This window comes from Ramlibacter sp. MMS24-I3-19 (assembly GCF_050320135.1).
GTDB lineage: Bacteria > Pseudomonadota > Gammaproteobacteria > Burkholderiales > Burkholderiaceae_C > Ramlibacter.
On the sequence record NZ_CP190017.1, the window covers coordinates 1,480,382 to 1,502,646 of the forward strand.

At 69.0% G+C, this 22,265-nt stretch carries 17 protein-coding genes and 1 pseudogene; 6 read left to right on the top strand and 12 right to left on the bottom strand.

Features of this window, described 5'->3' with window-relative positions; all coding sequences use genetic code 11:
• Nucleotides 1–11 precede the first annotated feature (11 nt).
• Nucleotides 12–779, top strand: coding sequence for a PP2C family protein-serine/threonine phosphatase (locus ACPWT1_RS07350; protein WP_427914721.1), 768 nt, complete (start codon nucleotides 12–14; stop codon nucleotides 777–779).
• A 6-nt stretch (nucleotides 780–785) separates the two neighbouring features.
• Here the strand turns inward: ACPWT1_RS07350 and ACPWT1_RS07355 are convergent, their stop codons facing one another.
• From ACPWT1_RS07355 to ACPWT1_RS07375, 5 genes are read right to left on the bottom strand one after another with little or no spacing between them, the layout of a single operon-like run.
• Nucleotides 786–3,848, bottom strand: coding sequence for a peptidase domain-containing ABC transporter (locus ACPWT1_RS07355; RefSeq protein WP_427914722.1), 3,063 nt, complete (start codon nucleotides 3,846–3,848; stop codon nucleotides 786–788).
• Between the two features lie 22 nt (nucleotides 3,849–3,870).
• Nucleotides 3,871–4,623 (bottom strand): peptidylprolyl isomerase, encoded by a 753-nt coding sequence (locus ACPWT1_RS07360; RefSeq protein WP_427914723.1) that lies wholly within the window; start codon nucleotides 4,621–4,623, stop codon nucleotides 3,871–3,873.
• 29 nt (nucleotides 4,624–4,652) lie between these two features.
• Entirely contained in the window at nucleotides 4,653–6,026 is a 1,374-nt protein-coding gene (locus tag ACPWT1_RS07365; protein WP_427914724.1) for an HlyD family efflux transporter periplasmic adaptor subunit, read from the bottom strand.
• Entirely contained in the window at nucleotides 6,004–8,580 is a 2,577-nt protein-coding gene (locus ACPWT1_RS07370) for an FHA domain-containing protein (protein WP_427914725.1), read from the bottom strand. Before ACPWT1_RS07370 ends, ACPWT1_RS07365 begins: the two co-directional genes overlap by 23 nt.
• Complete coding sequence (locus ACPWT1_RS07375; protein WP_427914726.1) at nucleotides 8,567–9,964, bottom strand: efflux transporter outer membrane subunit; 1,398 nt, start codon at nucleotides 9,962–9,964, stop codon at nucleotides 8,567–8,569. Before ACPWT1_RS07375 ends, ACPWT1_RS07370 begins: the two co-directional genes overlap by 14 nt.
• A 410-nt stretch (nucleotides 9,965–10,374) precedes the next feature.
• Between ACPWT1_RS07375 and ACPWT1_RS07380 the strand changes: the two genes are divergently transcribed.
• On the top strand, nucleotides 10,375–12,198 hold the full coding sequence (locus ACPWT1_RS07380; RefSeq protein WP_427914727.1) for a serine/threonine-protein kinase: 1,824 nt from the start codon (nucleotides 10,375–10,377) through the stop codon (nucleotides 12,196–12,198).
• Here ACPWT1_RS07380 and ACPWT1_RS07385 read toward each other — a convergent pair.
• The gene (locus ACPWT1_RS07385; RefSeq protein WP_427914728.1) at nucleotides 12,191–12,385 is read right to left on the bottom strand and encodes a hypothetical protein; all 195 of its coding nucleotides are present in this window, start codon (nucleotides 12,383–12,385) and stop codon (nucleotides 12,191–12,193) included. The two genes, ACPWT1_RS07380 and ACPWT1_RS07385, sit on opposite strands and share 8 nt — an antisense overlap.
• 181 nt (nucleotides 12,386–12,566) lie before the next feature.
• On the opposite strand from ACPWT1_RS07385, the gene ACPWT1_RS07390 reads away from it, so the two are divergent.
• Genes ACPWT1_RS07390 through ACPWT1_RS07400 form a run of 3 tightly spaced genes read left to right on the top strand, consistent with a single transcriptional unit; the run spans nucleotide 12,567 to nucleotide 13,515 of the window.
• Complete coding sequence (locus ACPWT1_RS07390; protein WP_427914729.1) at nucleotides 12,567–12,848, top strand: hypothetical protein; 282 nt, start codon at nucleotides 12,567–12,569, stop codon at nucleotides 12,846–12,848.
• 60 nt (nucleotides 12,849–12,908) lie between these two features.
• The gene (locus ACPWT1_RS07395) at nucleotides 12,909–13,193 is read left to right on the top strand and encodes a hypothetical protein (RefSeq protein WP_427914730.1); all 285 of its coding nucleotides are present in this window, start codon (nucleotides 12,909–12,911) and stop codon (nucleotides 13,191–13,193) included.
• 46 nt (nucleotides 13,194–13,239) lie between these two features.
• Complete coding sequence (locus ACPWT1_RS07400; RefSeq protein ID WP_427914731.1) at nucleotides 13,240–13,515, top strand: hypothetical protein; 276 nt, start codon at nucleotides 13,240–13,242, stop codon at nucleotides 13,513–13,515.
• Between the two features lie 87 nt (nucleotides 13,516–13,602).
• Here the strand turns inward: ACPWT1_RS07400 and ACPWT1_RS07405 are convergent, their stop codons facing one another.
• The 5 genes and pseudogenes from ACPWT1_RS07405 to ACPWT1_RS07425 all read right to left on the bottom strand — a co-directional run.
• Nucleotides 13,603–14,499: an NAD(P)H-hydrate dehydratase gene (locus tag ACPWT1_RS07405; RefSeq protein WP_427914732.1), complete on the bottom strand. Its 897-nt coding sequence runs from the start codon at nucleotides 14,497–14,499 to the stop codon at nucleotides 13,603–13,605.
• The gene (locus ACPWT1_RS07410; RefSeq protein ID WP_427914733.1) at nucleotides 14,496–15,254 is read right to left on the bottom strand and encodes a histidine phosphatase family protein; all 759 of its coding nucleotides are present in this window, start codon (nucleotides 15,252–15,254) and stop codon (nucleotides 14,496–14,498) included. The genes ACPWT1_RS07405 and ACPWT1_RS07410 overlap by 4 nt, the downstream gene beginning before the upstream one ends.
• 7 nt (nucleotides 15,255–15,261) lie before the next feature.
• Complete coding sequence (ligD, locus tag ACPWT1_RS07415) at nucleotides 15,262–17,883, bottom strand: DNA ligase D (RefSeq protein ID WP_427914734.1); 2,622 nt, start codon at nucleotides 17,881–17,883, stop codon at nucleotides 15,262–15,264.
• Between the two features lie 46 nt (nucleotides 17,884–17,929).
• The gene (locus ACPWT1_RS07420) at nucleotides 17,930–19,306 is read right to left on the bottom strand and encodes a ferritin-like domain-containing protein (protein ID WP_427915520.1); all 1,377 of its coding nucleotides are present in this window, start codon (nucleotides 19,304–19,306) and stop codon (nucleotides 17,930–17,932) included.
• A gap of 30 nt (nucleotides 19,307–19,336) precedes the next feature.
• Nucleotides 19,337–19,798 (bottom strand): annotated as a pseudogene (locus ACPWT1_RS07425) (ferritin-like domain-containing protein); the annotation flags it as partial.
• Between the two features lie 225 nt (nucleotides 19,799–20,023).
• Between ACPWT1_RS07425 and ACPWT1_RS07430 the strand changes: the two are divergent.
• Nucleotides 20,024–20,944, top strand: a complete 921-nt coding sequence (locus ACPWT1_RS07430; RefSeq protein ID WP_427914735.1) for a hypothetical protein — start codon at nucleotides 20,024–20,026, stop codon at nucleotides 20,942–20,944.
• A 66-nt stretch (nucleotides 20,945–21,010) separates the two neighbouring features.
• Here ACPWT1_RS07430 and metK read toward each other — a convergent pair whose 3' ends face one another.
• Entirely contained in the window at nucleotides 21,011–22,192 is a 1,182-nt protein-coding gene (gene metK / locus ACPWT1_RS07435; protein WP_427914736.1) for a methionine adenosyltransferase, read from the bottom strand.
• Nucleotides 22,193–22,265: the final 73 nt, after the last annotated feature.

Below are 22,265 nucleotides of genomic sequence, written 5' to 3' on the forward strand. Positions count from 1 at the left end.
CCGGGGCGAGCATGGAGCCCTCCCCGATTCGCTGGACCTCGGCCTCGTGTTCGCACGCGGGCCGGGTGCGCGAAGTCAACGAGGATGCCTGCCTCGAACAGCCCGGGCGCGGGCTCTGGGCCGTGGCCGATGGGATGGGCGGCCATGCACTGGGCGAGTTCGCCAGCCGGCTGGCGATCCGCTGCCTCGCCGATCTGCCGCCGCCACAGAACCTGAAGCAATACGTCGCCCTCGCGCAGGAGCGCCTGCAGGCTGCGAACCAGCGCCTGCGCGGCGAGGCAGTGCGACGCGACGTGCAACTCATAGGCACCACGATTGCGGCGCTGCTGGTGGTGCAGCGCGAATGCGCCTGCCTGTGGGCCGGCGACAGCCGCATCTACCTGTATCGCAACGGACGGCTCAGGCAGCTGACGCGGGACCATAGCGAGGTGGAGGAAGCAAGGTCCCGGCGCGCCCGCAACGCCGACGACACGCTGCACCTGCCGCCCTCGAACGTCATCACGCGCGCGCTCGGCGCCCAGGAAACGCTCGAGATCGATTGCGAGAGGCTCGATGTCCTGGACGGCGACGTCTTCCTCCTGTGCAGCGACGGCCTGAGCAACGAGGTCGCCCACGCCGCCATCGAACACGCGCTGCTGCCCGGCAATTGCATGCAGGCCGCGCAGGAGCTGCTCGACCTGGCCCTGGACCATGGCGGAAGGGACAACATCACCGCGGTCGTGGTCCGCGCCGAAGACCTGTACAGCCCCGACCGGACGGTGATGCACCCGGTGCTCTGATTCGTCTCAGGTGGCTGCGCTCAGCTGCTTCTGCACCAGCTCGTAGTACATGCCGCGCCGTTCCACCAATTCCTCGTGCCGGCCCTGCTCGACGATCGCGCCTTCGTACAGGACGACGATCTTGTCGGCCCGCATGATGGTGCTCAGGCGGTGCGCGATGATCACGGCGGTCCGCCCCTCCAGGATGTCGCTCATGGCGGCGATGATGTTGCTCTCCGACTGGGTGTCGAGGGCCGAGGTGGCCTCGTCGAACACCAGCAATCGCGGATCGTGGTACAGCGCGCGGGCGATGCACAGGCGCTGGACCTGCCCGCCGGAGAGGCCCATGCCGCGCTCACCGACCACCTGCTCGTAGCCCAGCGGCATCTTGCTGATGAAGGCATGCGCATCGGCCTTCTTCGCGACCTCCTCGATGCGGCGGCGGTCCGGACTGGCGTCTCCGCTGGCGATGTTCTCGGCGATGGTCCCCGAGAACAGCAGGTTGGTCTGCATCACGTAGCCCACCTGGGCGCGGTAGTACTCCTTGTCGACGACGTTGATGTCGTAGCCATCGACGGACAGCTTGCCCTCGCTGGGCGGGTAGAAGCCCACGAGCAGCTTGGCCAGCGTCGTCTTGCCCGACCCGCTGCGGCCCACGATGGCGATGAGCTCGCCGGGCCTCACCTCCAGGCTGATGTTCTCCAGCACGTAAGGCGTCTCGTCGCCGCCGTACCGGAAGTACACGCCGTCCAGGCGGATGTCGCCCTGGAGTTCCGGCAGCGCGACCCGCGAGGCCATGTCCTCGGGTTTCTGCTCGGGCTCGAGGTCGAGCACGTCGCCGAGCCGCTCCATCGCAACCCCGGCGTCGTTCAGCATGCTCCAGAGCCCCACCAGGCCCATGAGCGGCGCGAGCACGCTGCCCATGAGGGCGTTGAAAGCGATGAGCTGGCCGATGGTCAGCTCGCGTGCGAGCACCAGGTTCGCGCCGAACCACAGGATCGCGATCGTCGTGGCGGCGTTCAGCAGCTGGCCCGCCAGGCCGACGCCGATGGAAAAGGACTGCGAGCGGTACGCCACCTCCAGCGCCTTGGCGTACTTCTTCTCCCACTTGAGGCGCACCGGGCGCTCGATGCCCATGCCCTTGATCGTCTCCACCCCGCCCAGTGCTTCCATCAGGAACGACTTCGCATCCGTCCCGGCCGAGAACGACTCGCGCGCGAAGGCCTTGACCTTCGGCGTCACGAGCACCGTCAGCACCAGGATCGGAACGACGAAGGCGATCAGCAGCAGCGTCAGCTTCACGTTGTAGAGGAACATGACGGTGAAGTAGATGAAGATCATCAGGAGGTTCAGCACCGTGGTGACGGTGGACTCCGTCAGGAACGCCCGGATGGTCTGGTTCTCCTGGAAGCGCGCGAAGATGTCGCCCGTCTTGCGCTTGGCGAAGAACGAGTACGGCAGCGACAGCGTGTGCTTGAAGAACTGCGACATCATGTCGAAGTCCAGCTTCCGCACCATGAAGTTGGCCAGCGTGGCGCGGATCGTCGACATGAGCTGCGTGAACACGTGCGTGACGATCAGTCCCACGATCAGCAGGTGCAGCAGGCTCACGTCCTGGTGCACGATCACCCCGTCCAGGATGTTCTGGATGATCACCGGCGGGGCGATGCCGAGGATCTGGATCACGAACGTCGCCAGGAACAGGTGCAGCAGGATCTTCTTGTGCGGAACGAGGTACCTCGCGAACCGCACCCACGGCGACCGCGTCGCAGCCACCTGAGCCATGTCCTCGCCGGGCGAGAAGACCAGGCAGGTGCCGCTCCAGCCGCGCTCGAACTCCTCCACCGTCATCTTCTTGAAGCCGATCGCCGGGTCGGCGGTCCACACATGGCGCTTGGACACGCCATACACCACGATGTAGTGATAGCCCATCCAGTGCGCGATCAGCGGCAGCTCGAACCCGCGCAACCTGTCCATCGTGCATTGCACGCCACGCGTGGTGAACCCCAGCGATTCGCCGGTGCGGGCCAGGCTTTCCAGCGTGGCCCCCGCCGTCGTGACGTTGGCGAGTTCACGCAGCTTGCCCAGCGTCATGCCGATGCCGTAGTGCTTGCAGACCATCGCGAGGCAGGCCGCCCCGCAGTCCATCTCCTCGGCCTGCTGGACGCAGGCAAAGCGCGGGATGATCTTTTCGCCGAACTCGGCCTTCGATTCCAGGTCCAGCATGGCCGGAAGCTTCCGCCGTTCGGCGAGCTTCTTCTGCCGCTGCAGCTCCCGGTCGAGGACACGCACCCGCTCCTCCAGCGCTTCGCGCAACTTCGGGTTGCGCGCGAGCAGGAACTGCACCGTCCTTTCCGGGATGACCAGCAAGGCAGTGTCGGTGACGGCCGCCACGCCGGCGAACTGCTCCTGGCGCATCAGGCATGCCCTCTCGCCGAAGGTGTCGCCCTGTCCCAGCGTGGCCAGCGTGTAGTCGGCGCCTTCCTCGTGACGCACGACCCGCACCTGGCCGTGACGGACGACGTACAGCCTGCGGTCCTCGCGCGAGTCCTGCTTGAGGACCGGCTTGCCGGCGGCGATCTGCTTCACGCCGACGCTTCGGATCAATTCCTCGAGTTCCAGCTTGTCCACCTTGCCGCGAAGGTCGAACAACTGGCTGATCAGGCCGCCGGCGGAACTGATCGCGACGCGGCTGGCGACGAACGCCCGCGCCGCGGGGTTGGCCGCCACGATCGGGCCGACGCAGCTGCGCGGGATGAACAGGAGTTCGGCCTTGGCCGACGCGCGCGCCGACAGTTCATGCCGGTAGTCGCGCAGCATGACCATCTCGGCCAGCACGTCACCGGCCTTGCGCACCCCGAGGCTCACCTCCTTGCCGTCTTCCTCTGCGAAGACGCGGATCGCGCCGGTCTTGATGACGAGCAGGCCGTCCGCCATCTCGCCGGCGGTGCACACGGTGTCGCCGAAGGCGAAGAAGCGGGACTGCGCGCTCGCGGCGATCCGATCGATGTCGGCCCGCGTGAACGTGGAGAACAGGTCGACTGTCGCGAGGAAGTCGGCCTGGGGCTGGTCCGCGGCTCGCGTGTCCATCGTCGTGGCGCCCTGGCGGGGCCTAGCAGGCCTCGATGACGTGTTCCTGGGCGCGTGCCCGCAGCCACTCCTCGCGGAGCAGGCGGCGCACCTCGGTCGCGGTCTCGTCGTCGAGCCTGGCCGGGTGCCGGGCATTGACCCGGAAGATCTCGAACGTGGTGCGATCCGTGGAGGCGAACGGGCCGAGCAGCTCGCCTGCCGGTGCGTTGAACACCTTCGCTTCGACGTCGCCCCGCAGCGATCCGCGCAGCACCTTGCCGATCAGGCCGCCTTTCTGGCGGGTGTCGGCGATCGAATGCTCCCGCGCCATCTCGTCGAAGCTGTCCGGGTCGTCGCGCAGCACCGAGATCATCTCCCTGGCCTTGCCCTCGGAATCGAGCACGATATGGCTGACCTCGATGCTGTCGAAGCGAGGCGAGTTCAGCGAGAAGAACGCGCGCACCGCCTCGTCGCCGCACACCCGCTGCATCACCTTCTCCTGGTACAGGCTGTCCGTGAGGAAGGCCTCGAATTCCTCCAGCCCCACACCCAGCGCGTCGAGGTACTTGTTGGTGTCGGAGGCGCGGTGCAGGCCGCGCACGCGGCGGAATTGGTCCGCCCGCCCCTGGACCTCCTCCTCGGAGACCCGCAAGCCCTGCTTCCTGGCGGCCAGCACGGTGATCCGGTCCTTCGCCAGCTGCTCGATCATTCCCTCGAACTGGCCCGTGAGCTTCAGCGACTGCAGCAACTCGTCGACGCTGATCGCCTGGCCGTCGATCTTCAGGATGGTCGTCATGGCATGTGCTCCTTGCAGGTTGGCGACGCTCAGCCGGCGATCTGCCGGAACGGATCCAGCGCCAGGTCGATCAGGCGCCGTTCGCGCACGATGACTTCGGCCGTGGCCGTCATCCCGTAGCGCAGCGGGTACTTCTTGTCGGCGACGACGTAGTTGTCGCGCTCCAGCGTCACGCGCGCCTCGTACACCAGCTGCTTGGTCTGCGGCGATGGCTTGGTGGCGGGCGAAATGGACTCCAGCGTGCCGTTGATCAGGCCGTAGCGCTGGTAGGGGAAGGCGCTGAACTTGAGCTTGACCGGCAGCCCTTCGCGCAGGAAAGCGCGGTCCTGCTCGGGGATCTCCACCTGGAGGACGGCGCGTGCGTTGCTCGGCGCGATGCCGCTCAGCGGCGTGTTGGCCTGCACCTTGTCGCCGGGCTGGGTGGAGGTGACCTCGGTGATGACGCCCGACACCGGCGCGACGATCAGGAGGAAGTTGTCCTTGTCGATGTTCTCGAAGCGCACGCGCGTCGCGGCATCGGCCACGAGGCGTGCGGTCTGCAGCTGCAACCGCAGCTTTTCCTCGGCGTTGGTGAGTTCGTTGGTGGCCGCTTCGTACTGCAGCCGCAGGCGGTTCAGTTCCTGGCCGCTGGCCTCGACCTGGGCGCGGGCCTGCGCGAACTCCTGGCTGTGCCGCGCACTCACTTCGCCCACTCTGGCCTGCGCCACGCGATAGGCGTTCTCGGCCGCGAGCAGGGCGTTCTTCTTGCTTTCGACCTGCAGCTGCGACACACCGCCGCCGCCGGCCGTCGCGAACACGCGCTCGAACTTGTCCGCTTCGGACTTCGCTGCATCGCGGGCGCGGCGGGCTTCCTCGGCTTGCGTGCGGGCCTCGTTGACCTGCGCCTTCTGCACGTCTTCCAGCTTGGACGTTCCGAGGGCGATGCGCTTTTCGTGCTGCTGCTGCTCCAGCTCCATCGCCTGCCGCAGCGTCGCCGCCTTGCGCTCGAGCAGGGCCTTCTTCTCGGGGAACTGCTTCAGTTCCCGCTCGGCGTCCTCGAGCTTCAGCTGCGCCTGTAGCGCGTTGCTCGCGGCCTCGATCGCGCCGCGGGCGTTGAGCCTGGCCAGTACGTCGCCCTTGGACACCGGCTGCCCGGCGGCGATGTACAGGTTGGCCAGTTCGCCATCGACCGGCGCGTAGACGCGACGGACCTCCGAGTCGGGCAGCAGCACGCCTTGCGCGGCGACGATCACGTTGGCCTTGCCGAAGAACGACCAGGCCAGCGCGCACAGCACCAGGAGGATCATCGCCAGGACCAGCGCACCCAGCGCCTTCGCAGGTTCCGCCGTCAGGATCGCGATGCCCTCGCTGCTGTGGTCGGCGAGCGCCTGGTTCAGGGGCTTAAGGCGATTTGCGGATGTCATCGCTCGTGTCTCCAAGCAGCGCAAGCTTGTTCTTCAGGAGTTCCGGTTCGAGCACGTTGCGCAATTCGCGCAGGGCCACGCGCTGCTGCTGCGCCTCGGCCTTGATCTCGCCCTGGATGGCCAGGGAGTCGTCCGGCGGTGCAGCGCCCAGCTGCGCATAGATCTGCATGGCCTGTTGCGCGCTGCCGTTGGCCTCCGACAGCTGGCGGGCGCGGGCGCCGAAAGCGCCCGAGATGGCGGTCTCACTGCGCTGCGACGCGTCGATCGCGCCCTGGTTGCGGTAGTCCTGCCACAACGCGCGGGCCCGGTTCATGGTGTCCTGCGCCCGCGCGAGCACCTTGTCCCGGTTCTGGTCGAGATCGGCCTGCGTGGCGCGCGCGAAGTGGACGTCCTCCGCGGGATCGAGCGCGAGACGGAATGCCAGCAACTGCTCCGCGTAGCCGCTGGCGCCGCGCGATTGCTGCAAGGCCGCGAACCGGCCGGCGACGGCCTGCCGGCGCTCCAGCTCCCGCGACACCGCGGCGGCCCATGGTCCTGTGGCCATCTGCCGCAGGGCTGCAAGCGAGGCGTCGACGCGGCCTTCGCTCCACGCCCTGGTCGCGGCCTCGTACTTCTGCACCAGGTCGGCCGGCGGCAGCTGCCCGCTGGCCGACAGGGCGCGAAAGCGCTCCTGGAACGGTGGCGTGGCGAAGCGGGACTTCAGCATGAGGGCCAGCAAACGCCCCTGATGACCGGCCCGCGCTTCGGATCGGATCTCGAGATAGCGGTCCAGGTCCTGGCGCACGGTGTCCAGCCCGCCGAGCCCCGGATACTTCTCGGCGGTCTCCTTCAGCACGGCGTCCAGCGCTTCCGGCCGGTCGCGCTTGAGTTCGGCGACGATGGTGGCCTTCAGGCGCTCGATCACGCCGAGGTGCACGGTGGCCTCGCTCTGCAACCTGCGCACGTGCGTGAGCGCCTCGGCGTACGGTGCGGCGAACTGCGGCACGTGCGAGGCGATCCGGGCCAGCGCGCGCTGGTGCTCGCGCGTGTCGGTGTTCCAGCGGTCCACGAGGGCCGCGATGCTGTCCTCGTCGGCGTAGATGCGGATCGGCTGGTCCGGGCCGCCGCGCTGCGCGACCAGTCGTTCCAGCTGGCCCAGCCAGTCCAGCTCGGCGACCAGCGGCCGCAGTTCGGGATTGCGCGCGGCGAGCCGGGACATGCCGGCCACGACCGCAGCAGCCGCTGCGAAGTCGCGCGCGGCCATCTTGTCGAGCCAGGCAGGCACGTTCGCCTTGAGGGCCGCTTCGGTGGCGAGTGCCTTGAGCTCGACGTCCTCGGGGCGCTTCTCCAGCGACCGATCCGCCATTGCGGCGGCCCGTGCGTAGTTGCCTTCGGCGGCCAGCGCCTTGAGCTCGCGATCGGGGTCGCTCCACCAATACATGGCCGCCACGCCTGAGATCGCGAGCACTGCCACCAGGCCCGCGACCTTCCAGGCACTGCGGTTCCCGCCCGCATCGTCGTGGCCCTGGAAGACGGACGCGAGTTCGGACCAGAAGGCCGCCTTCGAGCCGCGCGACCGGCGGCGCGCGGGCGCCTGTTCGGCGGGGGCGGGCACGGTGGCGCCGCTGCCCTCGCCGCCATCGGCGAGCGCCTGCTCGACACAGAAGATCTCGAGGAAGGACGTCGGGGCAGCCACGAACGTGGTCCTGGCGGGATCGGCGGGAGGGCTGCTGCTGGCGCGCGCAGGGGCCGGCTGGCCCGTCGGATCCGCCGTGTTCGCCTGGCCCCCCACCTGGCCCATTTGGCTCGCCTGGCCTGCCCGGGCCGATTGCCGCGGTGGCGCAGGCATGGCGTCTTCCGCTTGCGTGATGCCCACGCGGTAGGTGAAGAAGTCGCCGCCGAAGGCGAGCAGCGCGCCGTCCTGCAGGGGGACCGCGCATTCCCGCAGGCGCAGCCCGTCCACGAACGTGCCGTTGGTGCTGCCCAGGTCCTCGATGCAGGCGCCACCGCCCTTCAGGAAGATGTGCGCGTGCCGCCGGGACAGGTAGCTCAGCTGAGCCGCATGCTCGGCGCGATGGCGCGAGAGCGCTCCTTCGGTCTTGCTGACGAGGAAGGGAAAGCGCGTGATGACGAGCGTCTCCAGTCCGCTGCCCGGCGAGGCGGGCGAGAGCGTCAGGGTGAAGGCGGCCCGCCGCGTCTTCGCGCGCGGCGTGATCTCCACCCGGTACGACAGCACGCCGCCGAAGCAGAGCTCGTCCCCGTCGTTCAGCGGACTGGGCGATGGCCCGACCGCTGCGCGGTTGACGGTCGTGCCGTTGCTGCTCTCCAGGTCGGCCACGTAGACGACGCCGGCCTCGCGGAAGATCCGCGCGTGCCGTCGCGACAGCATCACGATCATGTCGTCGTCGTAGGTTGCGAAGGGCTGCTCGGCGCGTCCGACGGCGAGCACGCCATCGACACGGATCTCGGCCAGTTCGGGACGGGACAGCGGCTTGAGCACGACGTCTGGATCGGTTGCCGCCGCCTGCGAAGCAGCGGCCGCTTCGCCACGCACGGCACTCTCAGTCGCGGACATTTGCGACCTCGACCGGGGCCCAGCCGCCACCGAGTGCCTTGTACAGCGTGACCGTGTCGGCGAGGACCTGCTGGTGGCTTGCCAGCAGTGCCTGCTGGGCCGCGAGCAGCGATCGCTCGTTCTCGAACACCTCGAGCTGCGAGATGAGGCCGTTCGCGAGCTGCGTCGCGCTGCCGGCAGCGACCTGCTGCAGCTCGTTCACCTGCAACTGCAGCTGCTCCCTCTGATGCCGGTGCGCGTCGAGGTTCACGAGCGCGTTCTCGGCATCCTCGAATGCGGCGACGACGGTCCGGCGGTATTCCTGCTCGGCGACCTTCACCTCGGCCTCGCTGGTCTTGGCGCGCGCCTTGATGGCGGGATTGAGCGCGGGAATGTTGATGCTGGGTGCAAGCCCGAAGGTGAACGACTTGAGCAGGTCGCCGAGCGCGAAGCTCGCGGAGCCGCCGCGGCCGGTGAGGCTGATGGACGGCAGTTGTGCGAGCTTGGCCTGTCCCATCAGGTCATGGGCCACGAGCACGCGGAACTCGGCCGCGACCACGTCGGGTCGGCGCGCCAGCAACTGCGACGGCAGCCCGGTGGGCACGCCGGGGATCTGCACCCGGCCCTGGAGGCGGCCCACCGGCACCTTCAGGTCGCCAGCGGGCTGGCCGAGCAGCGTGGCCAGCGCGTTCTCGGACACGCTGCGGAACCGGCGCAACTCCAGCAATTCCTTGGTGAGCCGGGCCGTCTCCGCGCGTTGGCGCTGCACCTGCGTGGCGGGCGCCAGGCCGTTGTTGCGCATCGTCTCGAAGATGCCCAGGATCTGCTGGTTCTTGGCCAGCGCGAGTTGCTGCTGCTCGATCTGTTCGTCGAGCTGCAGGATCTGGAAGTACGTCGTGGAGACGCTGGCCACCAGCGTCAGGTAGCCGGCGCGCCAGTCCGCTTCGGTCGCCTTGAACTCGGCGGTCTGTGCCTGGACCCCCTTGCTGACTTTCCCCCAGACGTCGAGGTCCCAGTTCACCTGCGAACCCAGGCTGAACTGCTTGCTGAAACGCTGGCCGGTGCTCTTCTCGAGGTTGGCCCCCGCGCCGATGTCCACGGATGGTTGCCCGCCCGCGCGGGCCTCGGCGATCTGCAGGTTGGCGACATCGATGCGGGCTGCCAGGGCCTGCAGGTCGAAGTTGCCCGCGATCGCCTTGGCCACGAGCGAGTCCAGATAGGGGTCGCGGAACTCGGTCCACCACTGCGCGGAAATCGTCCCCGACGGGGACAGGTCCGCCTCGGAAGGGCGGGACCACGATGCCTTCGCGGGTGCCTCCGGGCGCTTGTATTCGGTGACGCGGACATCCGCGCACCCGCACAGCAGTGCTGCACAGAGGCCGGAGAGAAGAATCGACTGCTTCATTGCGCCCCTCTGCTCAAAACTCGGACTTGCCGACGGGAGCTCCTGACGCGGTTCCGCACCTTTGCATCGCCGCCGAGAGCCTGTCGCCACCTGTGTTGCGACAGCTGCCCGAACGGTTCATGCCTTTTCCGGCGCTGTGAAAGTCGACTCTCGGGGCCGCGCAAACCTTAGGCAGCGCGCGAAGGCATGTCAAGGCGCTTTGAAGCGGCACGCTGCCAGTCGAAGGCGCACTGGCGCGGCGCGGCGCACTGTCCTATCGTGGTCACGATGTGCAGTCCTGTCCGGGCAGGCGCGCCGGCAAGGTGAGCAGTTCGCGAGAGACAGTGAACCGCATGGCCGAAGGCGGCAACCCATCTCCTGTTGCGAACAGGGCCATGCACTGGGCAGGGTCTCATGCTGCAGGAGCGATGATGAATCTGGCGAACTGGACGACGCGGTTCCTGGCGGGCGATCCGCGGAACGACGAGAAGAAGCAGGACCCGCAAGGCAGCGACGACGGCCGCGTCGATCCCCGATTTGCATCGGAGCCACCTGCCACGGCGCGCTCTCTCGTCGGCAGTCGCGTCGGCGCCTACCTCATCACCAAGCGGCTCGGGGAGGGCGGCGTCGGCGAGGTGTTCAAGGGCATGGACGTGATGCTCGAGCGCGAAGTCGCGATCAAGGTGCTGCACCATGAGTTCGCGTCCGATCCCGTCTTCGTCGAGCGCTTCAGCCGCGAGGCGCAGCTGCACGCGAAGCTGAGCCACCCGAACGTCGCCACGGTCCATGCCTTCCTGCACGAAGGCGACAAGCAGTTCCTGGTGATGGAATACGTCGCGGGGATTTCGCTGGACGAGTTCGTCCGTGCCGGCGGTCCGGTGCCGTTCAGGCGGGCACTGACCATCTTCCGGCGCGCGTTGGACGGCATCGAGCATGCGCACCGCAACGGCATCGTGCACCGGGATATCAAGCCGGCGAACATCATGGTGGCCGACAGCGGTTCGGTGAAGGTCATGGACTTCGGTATCGCGCGTGCGCTCGACAGCCAGGACCACCTCACGCGCCACGGACAGGTCGCAGGCACGGCCAAGGCCATGTCGCCCGAGCAGATCCGCGGCGGCGAGGCGGATGTCCGATCCGACATCTATTCGCTCGGCATCGTGCTGTACACGATGCTGGCCGGCCGGGCGCCGTTCGAGGCCGACAGCGACATCGCCATGATGAAGGCCCAGCTGGAACAGGCACCGCCGCGGCTGCGAACGCTCGCTGCCGACGTGCCGCCTGAAGTCGAGGCCGCGGTGATGCGGGCGCTGCAGAAGGACCCGGCCGCCCGCTTCCAGACCGTCGGCGAGTTTGCGCGTGCGGTCGACGCCAGCATCGGCGCCGACCCCGCGGCGACGACGCTGCGGGCGTCGCGCCCGCTACAGGCCGAGCCGACACTGTCGAGAACGGCCGTGAACACGGCGCTTCCCGACGAGGGAAAGAAGGTGCAAGGCACTGTCGCGCCCGAGCCAGCAGAGGGTCTCGCAGGCGCCGCCACGGTGGTGCGCCCCGTGCCCGCGGCGGAGGTGCCGGCCTGGCGGCCGCGTCGCGGTCACCGCACCGCGGCGATCGCACTGGCACTCACGGCCGTGGCAGCGGGCACCGTCGTCCTGATGCCGGGCACGGTGCAACGCGCGGTCCGCCGCGCCGTGCTGCCGGAGGCCGTCGCACCACAGGCGGCAGCTCCGGCCGAGCGCGTGGCGCCGGAACCCGCACCGGCCGCGCCGGAACCCGCCCCCCCTGCGGCCCTGCAGCCGCCACCCCCGCCAGCACAGGTTGCGGCCGAGGTGCCCCGCACGCTGAGCATCGTTCCTGTTGCGTCCGACGGCCGCTTCAAACCCGGTGAAAAGATCCGGCTGCAGGTGGTCGCGAGCCAGGATGCGCACGTCTACTGCTACATGCAGGACGAGACACGGCGCATCGTGCGCTTCTATCCGAATCGTTTCCGCACCAGCGCGCTGGTGACCGCGGCTGCGCCGCTGGAGATCCCGGGGCCCATGCGCTTCGAGCTCCTGGCGAACACGCGCAAGGTGCCCGAGACGATTGCCTGCTTCGGGACCGCGAGCGATCCCGTGGACCAGCTGCCGCCGGAGGTGATTGGCACCGACTTCGCGAAACTGCCGGTCACTTCGCTCGACCAGGTGCGAAGCGCCTTTGCGCGCGCCGGCGTGGACAAGCCGGCCGAAGCGAGCTTCCTGGTGCAGTTCAGGTAGGGCGCTTCCCGCTCGCGTCCTGACGGGCGAAGCCCGGCGGGTAGTCGACGATCCTGCCGCTGCGCACTGTCGTTCCCGGTAGCTCGAGCGGTCGCACGGCCGTTCGCGCACCTCCCACGATCGCCTGCATGGCCTTGCGATCGAGGTCCTCGTTCTGCGGCAGGTCCTTGATGTCGATGTGTGCCATGGCGGTCTCCTTCGCCGAACTATAGGCGTCAGGGCGTTGCGACAGAAGCGCCGCAGTGCCGCTCTGCGCGGAAGCGAATCCCAGAGCTGGCGAAAGTCTCCGGCAGTCGCGCGACTCCTTGAACCGACTCCGCGTCCGGCGCAACACAGGGGCTCCTTCAACTCATTTTGGAAAGATCGCAATGCACTCCCTGACCATCCACGACCTGCCGGCCAGCATCGAACTCGATCGCAAGGCCATGACCGCCGTGCGTGGCGGCGCCGACGACCAGGCTGTCGGCACGAGCCAGTCGAACGTCCAGAGCATGGTGGCCGCCGCCAACGTCGGCAACGGCTCGCAGTTCTGCGGCCCGGCGACGATCCAGTCGGACAACACCTTCACGCAGAGCGCCTCCAACAGCAACACCGCGACCAACGTCGACGCGTTCGTGCTGCTGGGCCGCCTGGGCCTGCAGCGCGCCTGATCCCACCGCCACGTTCCTGAGTCCTTCAACCGTCACCCTCTTTTTCAAGCGAGAACCGACATGACCTCCCTCCACATCACCGACCTGTCCACCAGCAGGGAACTCGACGACAAGGCCATGGCTGCCGTGCGCGGCGGCTCCGACGACCAGGCCATCGGCACCAGCCAGCAGAACGTGCAGGGCATGGTCGCCGCGGCCAACGTCGGCAACGGCTCCATCTTCAGCGGCCCGGCCATGATCCAGTCGGACAACACCTTCACGCAGAGCGCCTCGAACAGCAACACCGCGACCAACGTCGACGCGATCGCAGTGCTCGGCCTGGGTGGCCTGCGCCGCCCCTGCTGACCGCTAGCCCTCACTCCTCAACCACTTTCTTCAAGCGAGAACTGACATGACCTCTCTCCACATCTCTGACCTGTCCACCAGCAAGGAACTCGACGCCAAGGCCATGGCGGCCGTCCGCGGCGGCGCGGACGACCAGGCCGTCGGCACGAGCCAAGTCAACCTGCAGAAGATGCTGGCGGCCGCGAACGTGGGCAACGGTCTGGTGGCCGGAGCGAATTCGCCCGTGATCATCCAGTCGGACAACACGTTCAGCCAGGACGCCGACAACAGCAACCACGCCTCCAACAAGAGCCTGCTGCTGGCCGCCCTGTTCGGCCGCTGAGAAGACGTTTTCCTGGAAGCGCCTCCGGCGCGGTGGGGGTCGGTGCGGATCCCCACCCGCCACCCGCAGCGGCGCGTGACGTTGCGATCAGCGCGTGGAATGCGCCTGCGCCTCCAGGCCGCGCAGCACGGCCAGCATCTCCAGCGGCAGTTCGCGCGCGAGGTAACCCACCGGCCCCAGGCGTTCGGCCAGCTGTTCGCCGGCGCGTGCATGCAGCACCACGCCCCAGGCGCAGGCCTGCTCCAGCGATGCGCCGCGCGCAGCCAGGCCCGCGATGGCACCGGCCAGCGTGTCGCCGGACCCGGAAGTGGCCAGGCCCGCATTGCCGCCTTCGTGGAGCCACGCGTCGCCATCCGGGCGCGCGATCACGGTCTGCGCTCCCTTGAGGGCGACCACCGCATTCCAGCGCCTCGCGGCCTCGCGAGCGGCACGCAGCGGCTCGGCCAGCACGTCCTCCTTCGCGGCGCCACTCAGGTGCGCCATCTCGCCCGCATGCGGGGTGAGCAGCACCGGCTCGTCGAAGCGCTGCAGGCGCGTGACCACGTCCATCGCGCGTGCGTCCAGCACCACGGTTCGCCCGCGCAGGGATGGCATCAGCCGGGCGACGAGTTCTTCGGTCGCGGGCGCATCCATCATCCCCGGCCCGACCAGCACGGCTCCTGCAGCCTCCGCCACCGGCTCGAGGGAGGAGACGCGGTCCGGATCGACGCCTCCGCCGGGCGTCTCCGGCAACGCGATGACGCGTGCCTCGGGCATCGCCATGGCCAGCGACGCGGCTGCGGAAGCCACCGTCGCGAGCACCAGCTTGCCGGCACCGACGCGCAGTGCCGCCGTGCCGGCCAGCAGCACGGCACCGGCGACCTCGCGGCTGCCGCCGATGACCAGGACACGTCCGCGCGCCTCCTTGTCGGCGCCGTCGTCCAGCGCAGGCAGCGGCCAGCGGAGCAGTGCCTCGCCGTCGAGGCGCGCCGGGGTGGCGCTCATGGCTTGGGCGCCGCGAGCGCGTCCGGCTCCACGGTGACCGGTGCGCCTGCGCGGCGCAGCGGCGCGACGAAATTGACCAGGTCGACCCGCATCCCTTCGTCCTCGGGATGGTGCTCGTAGGAGGTCACGCCGCAGTTGGGCACGTCGCCCCGGCGGTCGAGCGAGAGGATCTCGTGCTCCTCCAGGTTCTCCATCAGGTAGCGCATGCAGTTGACGATCACCTGGTGCGCCACCACCAGCACGCGCTCGCCCGCGTGTTCGCGCGAGACCATTTCCAGCACGCTGCGCAGGCGCAGGATCACGTCGCACCAGCTCTCGCCGCCGGGCGGCCGGAAGTAGAACTTGCCAACGTGGATGCGCTGCGCCGCGAGCTCCGGGTATTTCTGCCGGATGCCGTGCACGGTCAGGCGGTCGAGCAATCCGAACTCCTTCTCGCGCAGGCGCTCGTCCACGCGCACGCGCACCTTGCGCGTGTCCAGGCCTGCGGCTTCCATCAGCAGGCACGTGGTCTGGCGGGCGCGCACATAGGGCGAGGTGAGAACGACCTCGGGCTTGCGATCGGCGGGCAGCGAACCGAACCACTGGCCCAGTGCCTGCGCCTGTTCGTGGCCCAGCTCGGACAGCGGCACGTCGATGTCGCGCTCGGCGATGTCGATGACGAACAGGCCCGCGGCTTCCGCCGCGTCGCGCGCGACGTTCCCTGCGCTCTGTCCATGGCGGACGATCCACAGCGTTCGCGGCCAGTCCTGGGTCATCGCACCTTCAGGGCTGGAAGCCCAGCGTGGTCATCGCCGCCGTGGGCAGCACGCTGCTGCGCTCGTAGTCGGCCCAGGGCCTGTTGCCTTCGTCCAGGCGTTCGTGCACGGTGCGCACCGTCCAGTGCGCGCCACTCTTGAGGCCGGGCAGTTCGTCCCATCGCACCGGCACCGAGATGCCCATGCCGGGCCGCGCGCGCGCCGACCAGGCCGACGCGGTGGTGGCGCCGAAGCCGTTGCGCAGGTAGTCGATGAAGATGCGGCCGACCCGGTTCTTCGGGCCGCTCTTGGCGACGAACCGCTGCGGGATCGTGCGGGCGAGGTGCTCGACGATCGCCTGCGAGAAATCCTTGACCGGGTCCCAGCCGTATTTGGGCTTCAGCGGCACGACGACGTGCAGGCCCTTGCCGCCGCTGGTCTTGAGCCAGGCCGGCAGGCCGAGTTCCTCGAGGAAAGCGCGGACGAGCTGCGCGGCTTCCTGCATCTGCGGCCACGCAACGCCGTCGCCCGGGTCCAGGTCGAACGTCATGCGGTCCGGCGTGTCGGCGGTCGTGTGCACGGCGTTCCAGGTGTGGAACTCGACGACGTTCATCTGCGCGGCGGACAGCAGGCCCAGGGGCTCGGCCACTTCCAGCATGGGCGGATGGCCCGGGAAGATCTTCGGGTCCAGCTGCACCAGGCCCGGCATCTTGTAGCGGTCCAGGTGCTTCTGGAAGAACAGCTGGCCGCCGATGCCATCCGGTGCGCGCACCATCGCGATCGGACGACCCTGCAGGTGCTCCATCATCAGCGGCGCGACCAGCGCGTAGTAGCGCACGAGGTCGATCTTGGTGACGCCGCTCTCGGCATCGACGACGCGTTCGGGATGGCTCACGCGCAGGGACGAGGGCAGGGGCGCGGCGACGCTGGCCGCTGCGGCAGGGGCCGCAGGCGCGGGAGCCGTCGAGCGGCCTCGCGCTTTGGCCGTGCGCTTGACCGCGCTCCCCGCAGCGGGATGCGAAGGTGCGGCCGGCTTCGCTTCCTCGCGCGTGATGTTCTTCGGTGGCTTGTCGGTGCGCAGGCCATGGAACACCGAGTGGCGGACGCGGCCCTCGCGCGTCCACTCGCCGAACGACACCTCGGCCATCAGCTCGGGCTTGACCCAGTGCACGCCGCGCGGAATGCCGGCGGTCGACGCCAGCGAGCTCTTCTCCGCCGCGATGGCATCGAGCCTCCCGCGCAGGTCGCGCAGCGAGCGTTCGTTGAACCCGGTGCCCACGTTGCCGGCGTACTGCAGTCTGCCCTGCGCGTCGTGCACGCCGAGCAGCAGCGAGCCGATGCCGGTGCGCGAGCCCTGCGGGTCGGTCCAGCCTGCGATCACGAACTCCTGCCGCTGCGTGCACTTCAGCTTGAGCCAGTCGCCGGAGCGGCGGGTCACGTAGCCCGCGTTGCGCCGCTTCGCGATCACGCCTTCAAGCCCGAGCTTGCAGGCCGATGCGATCACGTCCTCGGGCCGCGCCTCGAAGACCGCGGAGAAGCGGACGTTCGGCTGCGGCTTGCGCTCGACGATCCGCTGCAGCACCGCGCGGCGTTCCACCAGCGGCACCTCGCGCAGGTCGTGGTCGGCGCAGTAGGGAAGGTCGAACAGGTAGTAGACGATGTCCGCGGTGCGCTGGGTGTCGAACGCGCCCTGCAGCGCCTGGAAGTCCGAGGGCGACTCGCTGCCCGGCATGATGATCTCGCCGTCGTACCAGCCGTCCGGCAGGTCCATCGCCTCCAGGGCCTGCCGCAGGTGCGACAGGCGCGAGGTCCAGTCGTTGCCGTTGCGGGTGACCAGGCGGACCTTGCCGCCCTCGGCGCGCGTGAGCATCCGGTAGCCGTCGAACTTGATTTCGTACAGCCAGTTCTCCGCGTCGCCCGGCGGCTTGTCGGCCAGCGTGGCCAGTTGCGGCTGCAATGTCTCGGGGAGTGCGGCGCGGACTGCACCATCCGGTGGCCCTGAACGGGCTGGCGTCTCCGCCGGCGCCGGCGACGAAGTCGCCCGCTGTTCCGCGTCCACCGCCGCAGGCCGGTCCTCGCGGTCGCGCACGCTGTCGGGGTGCTCGTCGACGACGCTGAATTCCGTCGCCGGCCGCGCGAAGTCGTCGCGCTCCTTGATCAGCAGCCAGGGGTCCTCGCGCTTGCCGTCGCCGCGGCCCTTCATGCGCACCAGCGTCCAGTGGCCGTGCAGCTTGTGCCCGCGCAGCTCGAACTTCAGCTTGCCGTCGCGAAAGCCCTTGTGCGGATCCTCCAGCGGCACCCAGGTGCCCTTGTCCCAGATGATGACCTTGCCCGCGCCGTAGTTGCCGGCCGGGATCTGGCCCTCGAAGCGGTTGTACGCGATGGGATGGTCCTCGGTGGGCATCGCCATGCGCTTGTCGTGCGGGTCGTAGCTGGGACCCTTGGGGACGGCCCAGCTTTTCATCGTGCCTTCCAGCTCGAGGCGGAAGTCGTAGTGCAGGCGCGTGGCCCAGTGCTTCTGGACCACGAACGCGCGCTCGTCCTCGTTGGCGACGCCGCCCTCGGCGGGTTCGGGCGTCGCGTCGAACTTCCGCTTGGCGCGGTAGGTCTTCAGCGCTTCGGAGGGCGAGGAGCGGTCGTCGTCTGCCATGGTTCGCGTGGGCCCGGCGCGGCATGCGCGCCGGGCGTGTGGCGCATCACTGCTGCCGGTACTGGTCGCGCAGGCGCTTGACCTGGTCGTGGTTGCGCTGCACGGCCTGCGACTGCCGCTCCACGACCTGGCGCACCTGGTCGGGCAACTGCTGCTTGAGTGCCTTGCGGTAGCGGGCGACGGCGTTGTCCTCGCCGCGCTCGCACTCTTCGAGCACCGCCTTGTCGTCGTAGGTGCTGAGCGTGGCCTTCACCGCCACCCAGCCGCGATGCACCGCGCCCATCGCACTGCCGCTGTCCTCGGTGCTGCCGCCCAGCGAGCGGATCTGCTGGTTCAGTTCATCGGCACCGCGGCGGCATTCGTCGGCGCGCTGCTGGAACACGGACTTGAGCTCGCTGCTCTTGGCCTGTTCGGCGCTGGTGCGGAAGCCGTACTCGCCGTCCTTGCAGCATTCGACCAGGTCCTGCAGCGCGTCGATCACGTCCTTGCGATCGCCGCCGGTGTTGCCCGCGCTCTGCATCGAGCCGACCATGCCCGCCGCGCCCGTGGCGCCGCTCGCGCCCATGCTGCTGCCGGTGCCGCCCGAGGCGGTGATGGTGTTGCCCATGCCGCTGCCCGAGCCCGTTGCCCCCATGTTCGAAGCGCTGTCGCCCGCCGCGCGCAACTGGTCGCGCAGCATCTTGATCTGGTCGTGGTTGCGCTCCACGCCCTGCATCTGGCGCTGGACCAGCTCCTGCACGTCGGCGGGAAGCTGCTGCTTGAGCGCCTTGCGGTAGCGGGCCTTCGCGTTGTCCTCGCCGCGCTCGCATTCCTCCAGCACCGCCTTGTCGTCATAGGTGCTCAGGGTCGACTTCACCGACACCCAGCCCCGGTGCATCGCGCCCATCGCGCTACCGCTGTCCTCGGCCTTGCCACCGAGGCTGCGGATCTTCGCGTTCAGTTCGTCGGCGCCGCGGCGGCAGTCCTCCGCGCGCTGCTGGAAGGTCGACTTCAGGTCCTGACGCTTGACCTGCTCGGCACTGGTGCGGAAGCCGTACTCGCCATCCTTGCAGCACTCGACGAGGTCCTGCAAGGCGTCGATCACGTCGTCGCGATCACCGCCCGTGTTGCCCGCGCTCTGCATCGAGCCCACCATGCCGGCGGTGCCGGTGTCGCGCTCCATGGTCGAGGCGCTGCCAACCGAGCCGCCCATCGCGGTGCCGCTGCCCATCGTGGGATCACGGCCGGTCGACGACCAGCTGGTGCCACGGCCATCCTCGATGCCCGTCGTGCCCATGCCAGCCGCGCTGCTGTGTCCGCCGACGTCCTGGTCGGCGCCGATGCTGGAGCCGGCCATGTCGGTGCCGCCGGCCATGGGAGCGCCCGCTGCGCCAGTGCCGCCCGCGAGGTCGTTCGTGCGCACCATCGCCGTGTCACTGCCCATGGCGCCGGAACTGCCGCCGCGCAGCGTGTCGACGCGGTCCCAGGCGGCGCGGCTGGCAGGGCGCGCCTGCTCCCAGCTCAGGCCGGAGGTCGTGCGGGAGTTGGCCCACTCCGAGGCAAGCCGCGGTTCGGCCGCGTCCCAGTCGGTGTCGTGCTCCATGCGCCCGCGCACGCCGTGCATGTACGCCGGGCCGTAATCGTCGAAGCTGCGGCCCTGCTCGTAGTACGGCTCGCGGGTGAAGTTCTCGCGCCAGTGCGCCTCTTCGCCCGTGGGGTTCACGGCTTCGGCGGCGGCCTTGCCTGCCAGCCCGCCGACAACGGCGCCGATCACGCCACCCACCAACGTGCCCACGGGGCCGCCGATGGTTCCGGCCGCGGCACCAGCGACGGCGCCGCCCGCTGCACCGACGCCGGTGCCGACGGGATGTGCACCCGGTTCGTCCGTGATGGGATCGCGGTTCAGGTCTGGTTCTTCACGGTCTTCTGCAGCCATGGTGATGCTCCTTGGAGGGGGACGGGGCGGCCACGCGGCCGCAGCAAATCCCATCTTCGGACGACCCCGAAACTGGGCCGTCAGCCAAGCAGGAGAACGGGTGTAGGAAAACGGCGGCGGCGCCCAGGCTCCTGAGTCCCCGTGCTCGCACAGGGCCTCGCTGATCCGTCCTACAGCGCGGATCCGGGCCGTGAATCACGCTGCGGATGATTGGAGAAGTCCGCCATGTTCACCCAACGCCGCCTCGCCCCGTCCCGCGCACCGCGCGCCTGGCGCACGCGCATCGGCTGCCTGCTGCTGGGCCTGGCCGCGTGGCTGCTGCCGCTGGCCGCGGTGGCCGATGCCGCCAGCCTGCAGGCCCGCTACGCGCAGCTGCGCGGGCAGCTCAAGCCCAACGCCAACGGCCACAGCCTGGTGGTCGAGTCGACCCAGCAGCAGGACCGCCTGACCGGCGACGTGTCGGCGGTGCTGGAGCACCCCTTCTCCGCGGTGCAGGCCGCGCTGAAATCGCCGGCGTCGTGGTGCGACGTGATGATCCTGCCGTTCAACACCAAGTACTGCCATGCAGTCGACGGTGCCGACGGCCCCACGCTGTTGCTGCGCATCGGCCGCAAGTTCGACCAGCCGCTGGACCGCACCTACAAGCTGCAGCTGGCGTGGCGCAACGTGGCGACCACGCCCGACTACTTCGAGACGCGCATGGACGCGGCCGACGGGCCGATCGGCACGCGCGACTACCGCATCGCGCTCGCTGCCGTTCCGATCGAGGGCAACCGCACCTTCGTGCGCCTGACGTACTCGTATGGCTACGGCTTCTCGGGCCGCGTCGCCATGCAGGCGTACCTCGGCACGGTGGGGGCCGACAAGGTGGGCTTCACGGTGGTGGGCAAGGACGCCAAGGGCGAGCCGCAGTACATCGGCGGCGTCCGCGGCGCGATCGAGCGCACGGCGATGCGCTACTACCTCGCGATCGATGCGTATGTCGATTCGCTCAGGGCGCCTCCGCAGCAGCAGCTGGATCGCCGCATCCAGGCCTGGTACGCGGCGACGGATCGCTACCCGCGCCAGCTGAGGGAGATGGACCGGCCGACCTACGTCGCGATGAAGCGGCAGGAGGTCGAGCGCCAGCAGCAGTTGATCGAGTGAGCTGCCTCGAATGACAAAGGGGCTGGTGCAATGCACCAGCCCCTTTGTGTTCGCGCTGTCGGTTGCTTACTTCAGCCCGGCCGCTGCGCGCAGCGCGGCAGATTTGTCGGTGCGTTCCCAGCTGAACTCCGGCTCCTCGCGGCCGAAGTGGCCATACGCCGCGGTCTTCTCGTAGATCGGGCGCAGCAGGTCGAGCATCTGGATGATGCCCTTCGGACGCAGGTCGAAGTGCTCGTTCACCAGCGCGGCGATCTTCTCGTCGGAGATCACGCCGGTGCCTTCGGTGTAAACGGTCACGTTCATCGGCTTGGCCACGCCGATGGCGTAGGCCACCTGGATCTGGCACTGGCGCGCCAGGCCGGCCTTCACGATGTTCTTGGCCACGTAGCGGGCCGCGTAGGCGGCCGAACGGTCGACCTTCGACGGATCCTTGCCCGAGAAGGCGCCGCCGCCGTGCGGGCATGCGCCGCCGTAGGTGTCGACGATGATCTTGCGGCCGGTGAGGCCGCAGTCGCCCTGCGGGCCGCCGATGACGAAGCGGCCGGTCGGGTTGATCAGGTACCGGGTGTCCTTCAGCCACTCCTTGGGCAGCACCGGCTTGATGATCTCCTCGATCACCGCCTCGGTGAACGCCGGCTTCATCTTGTGGCCGTCGCTCATCTCCGGCGCGTGTTGCGACGACAGCACCACGGTGTCGATGCTGTGCGGCTTGCCGTCGACGTAGCGCATGGTGACCTGGCTCTTGGCATCCGGGCGCAGGAACGGCAGGCGGCCGTCCTTGCGCAGCTGCGCCTGGCGCTCGACGAGCCGGTGCGCGTAGTAGATCGGCGCGGGCATCAGCTCGGGCGTCTCGTCGCACGCATAGCCGAACATCAGGCCCTGGTCGCCGGCGCCGGTATTCAGGTGGTCGTCGCTCGCATGGTCGACGCCCTGCGCGATGTCGTTCGACTGCTTGTCGTACGCCACCAGCACGGCGCAGCCCTTGTAGTCGATGCCGTACTCGGTGTTGTCGTAGCCGATGCGCTTGATGGTGTCGCGCGCGACCTGGATGTAGTCGACGTGCGCGTTGGTGGTGATCTCGCCGGCCAGCACCACGAGGCCCGTGTTGGTGAGGGTCTCGGCGGCCACGCGGCTGCGCGGGTCCTGTCGGAAGATGGCGTCCAGGATCGCGTCGGAGATCTGGTCCGCCACCTTGTCCGGGTGCCCCTCGGAGACCGATTCGGAGGTGAAGAGGAAGTCGTTCGCCATTTGAATAAACTCCAGCGGTTCGGTTGCAAGGCGCGTTGCCTTGGCCGGAGCTTCGGGCGAACGCTTTAGCAGA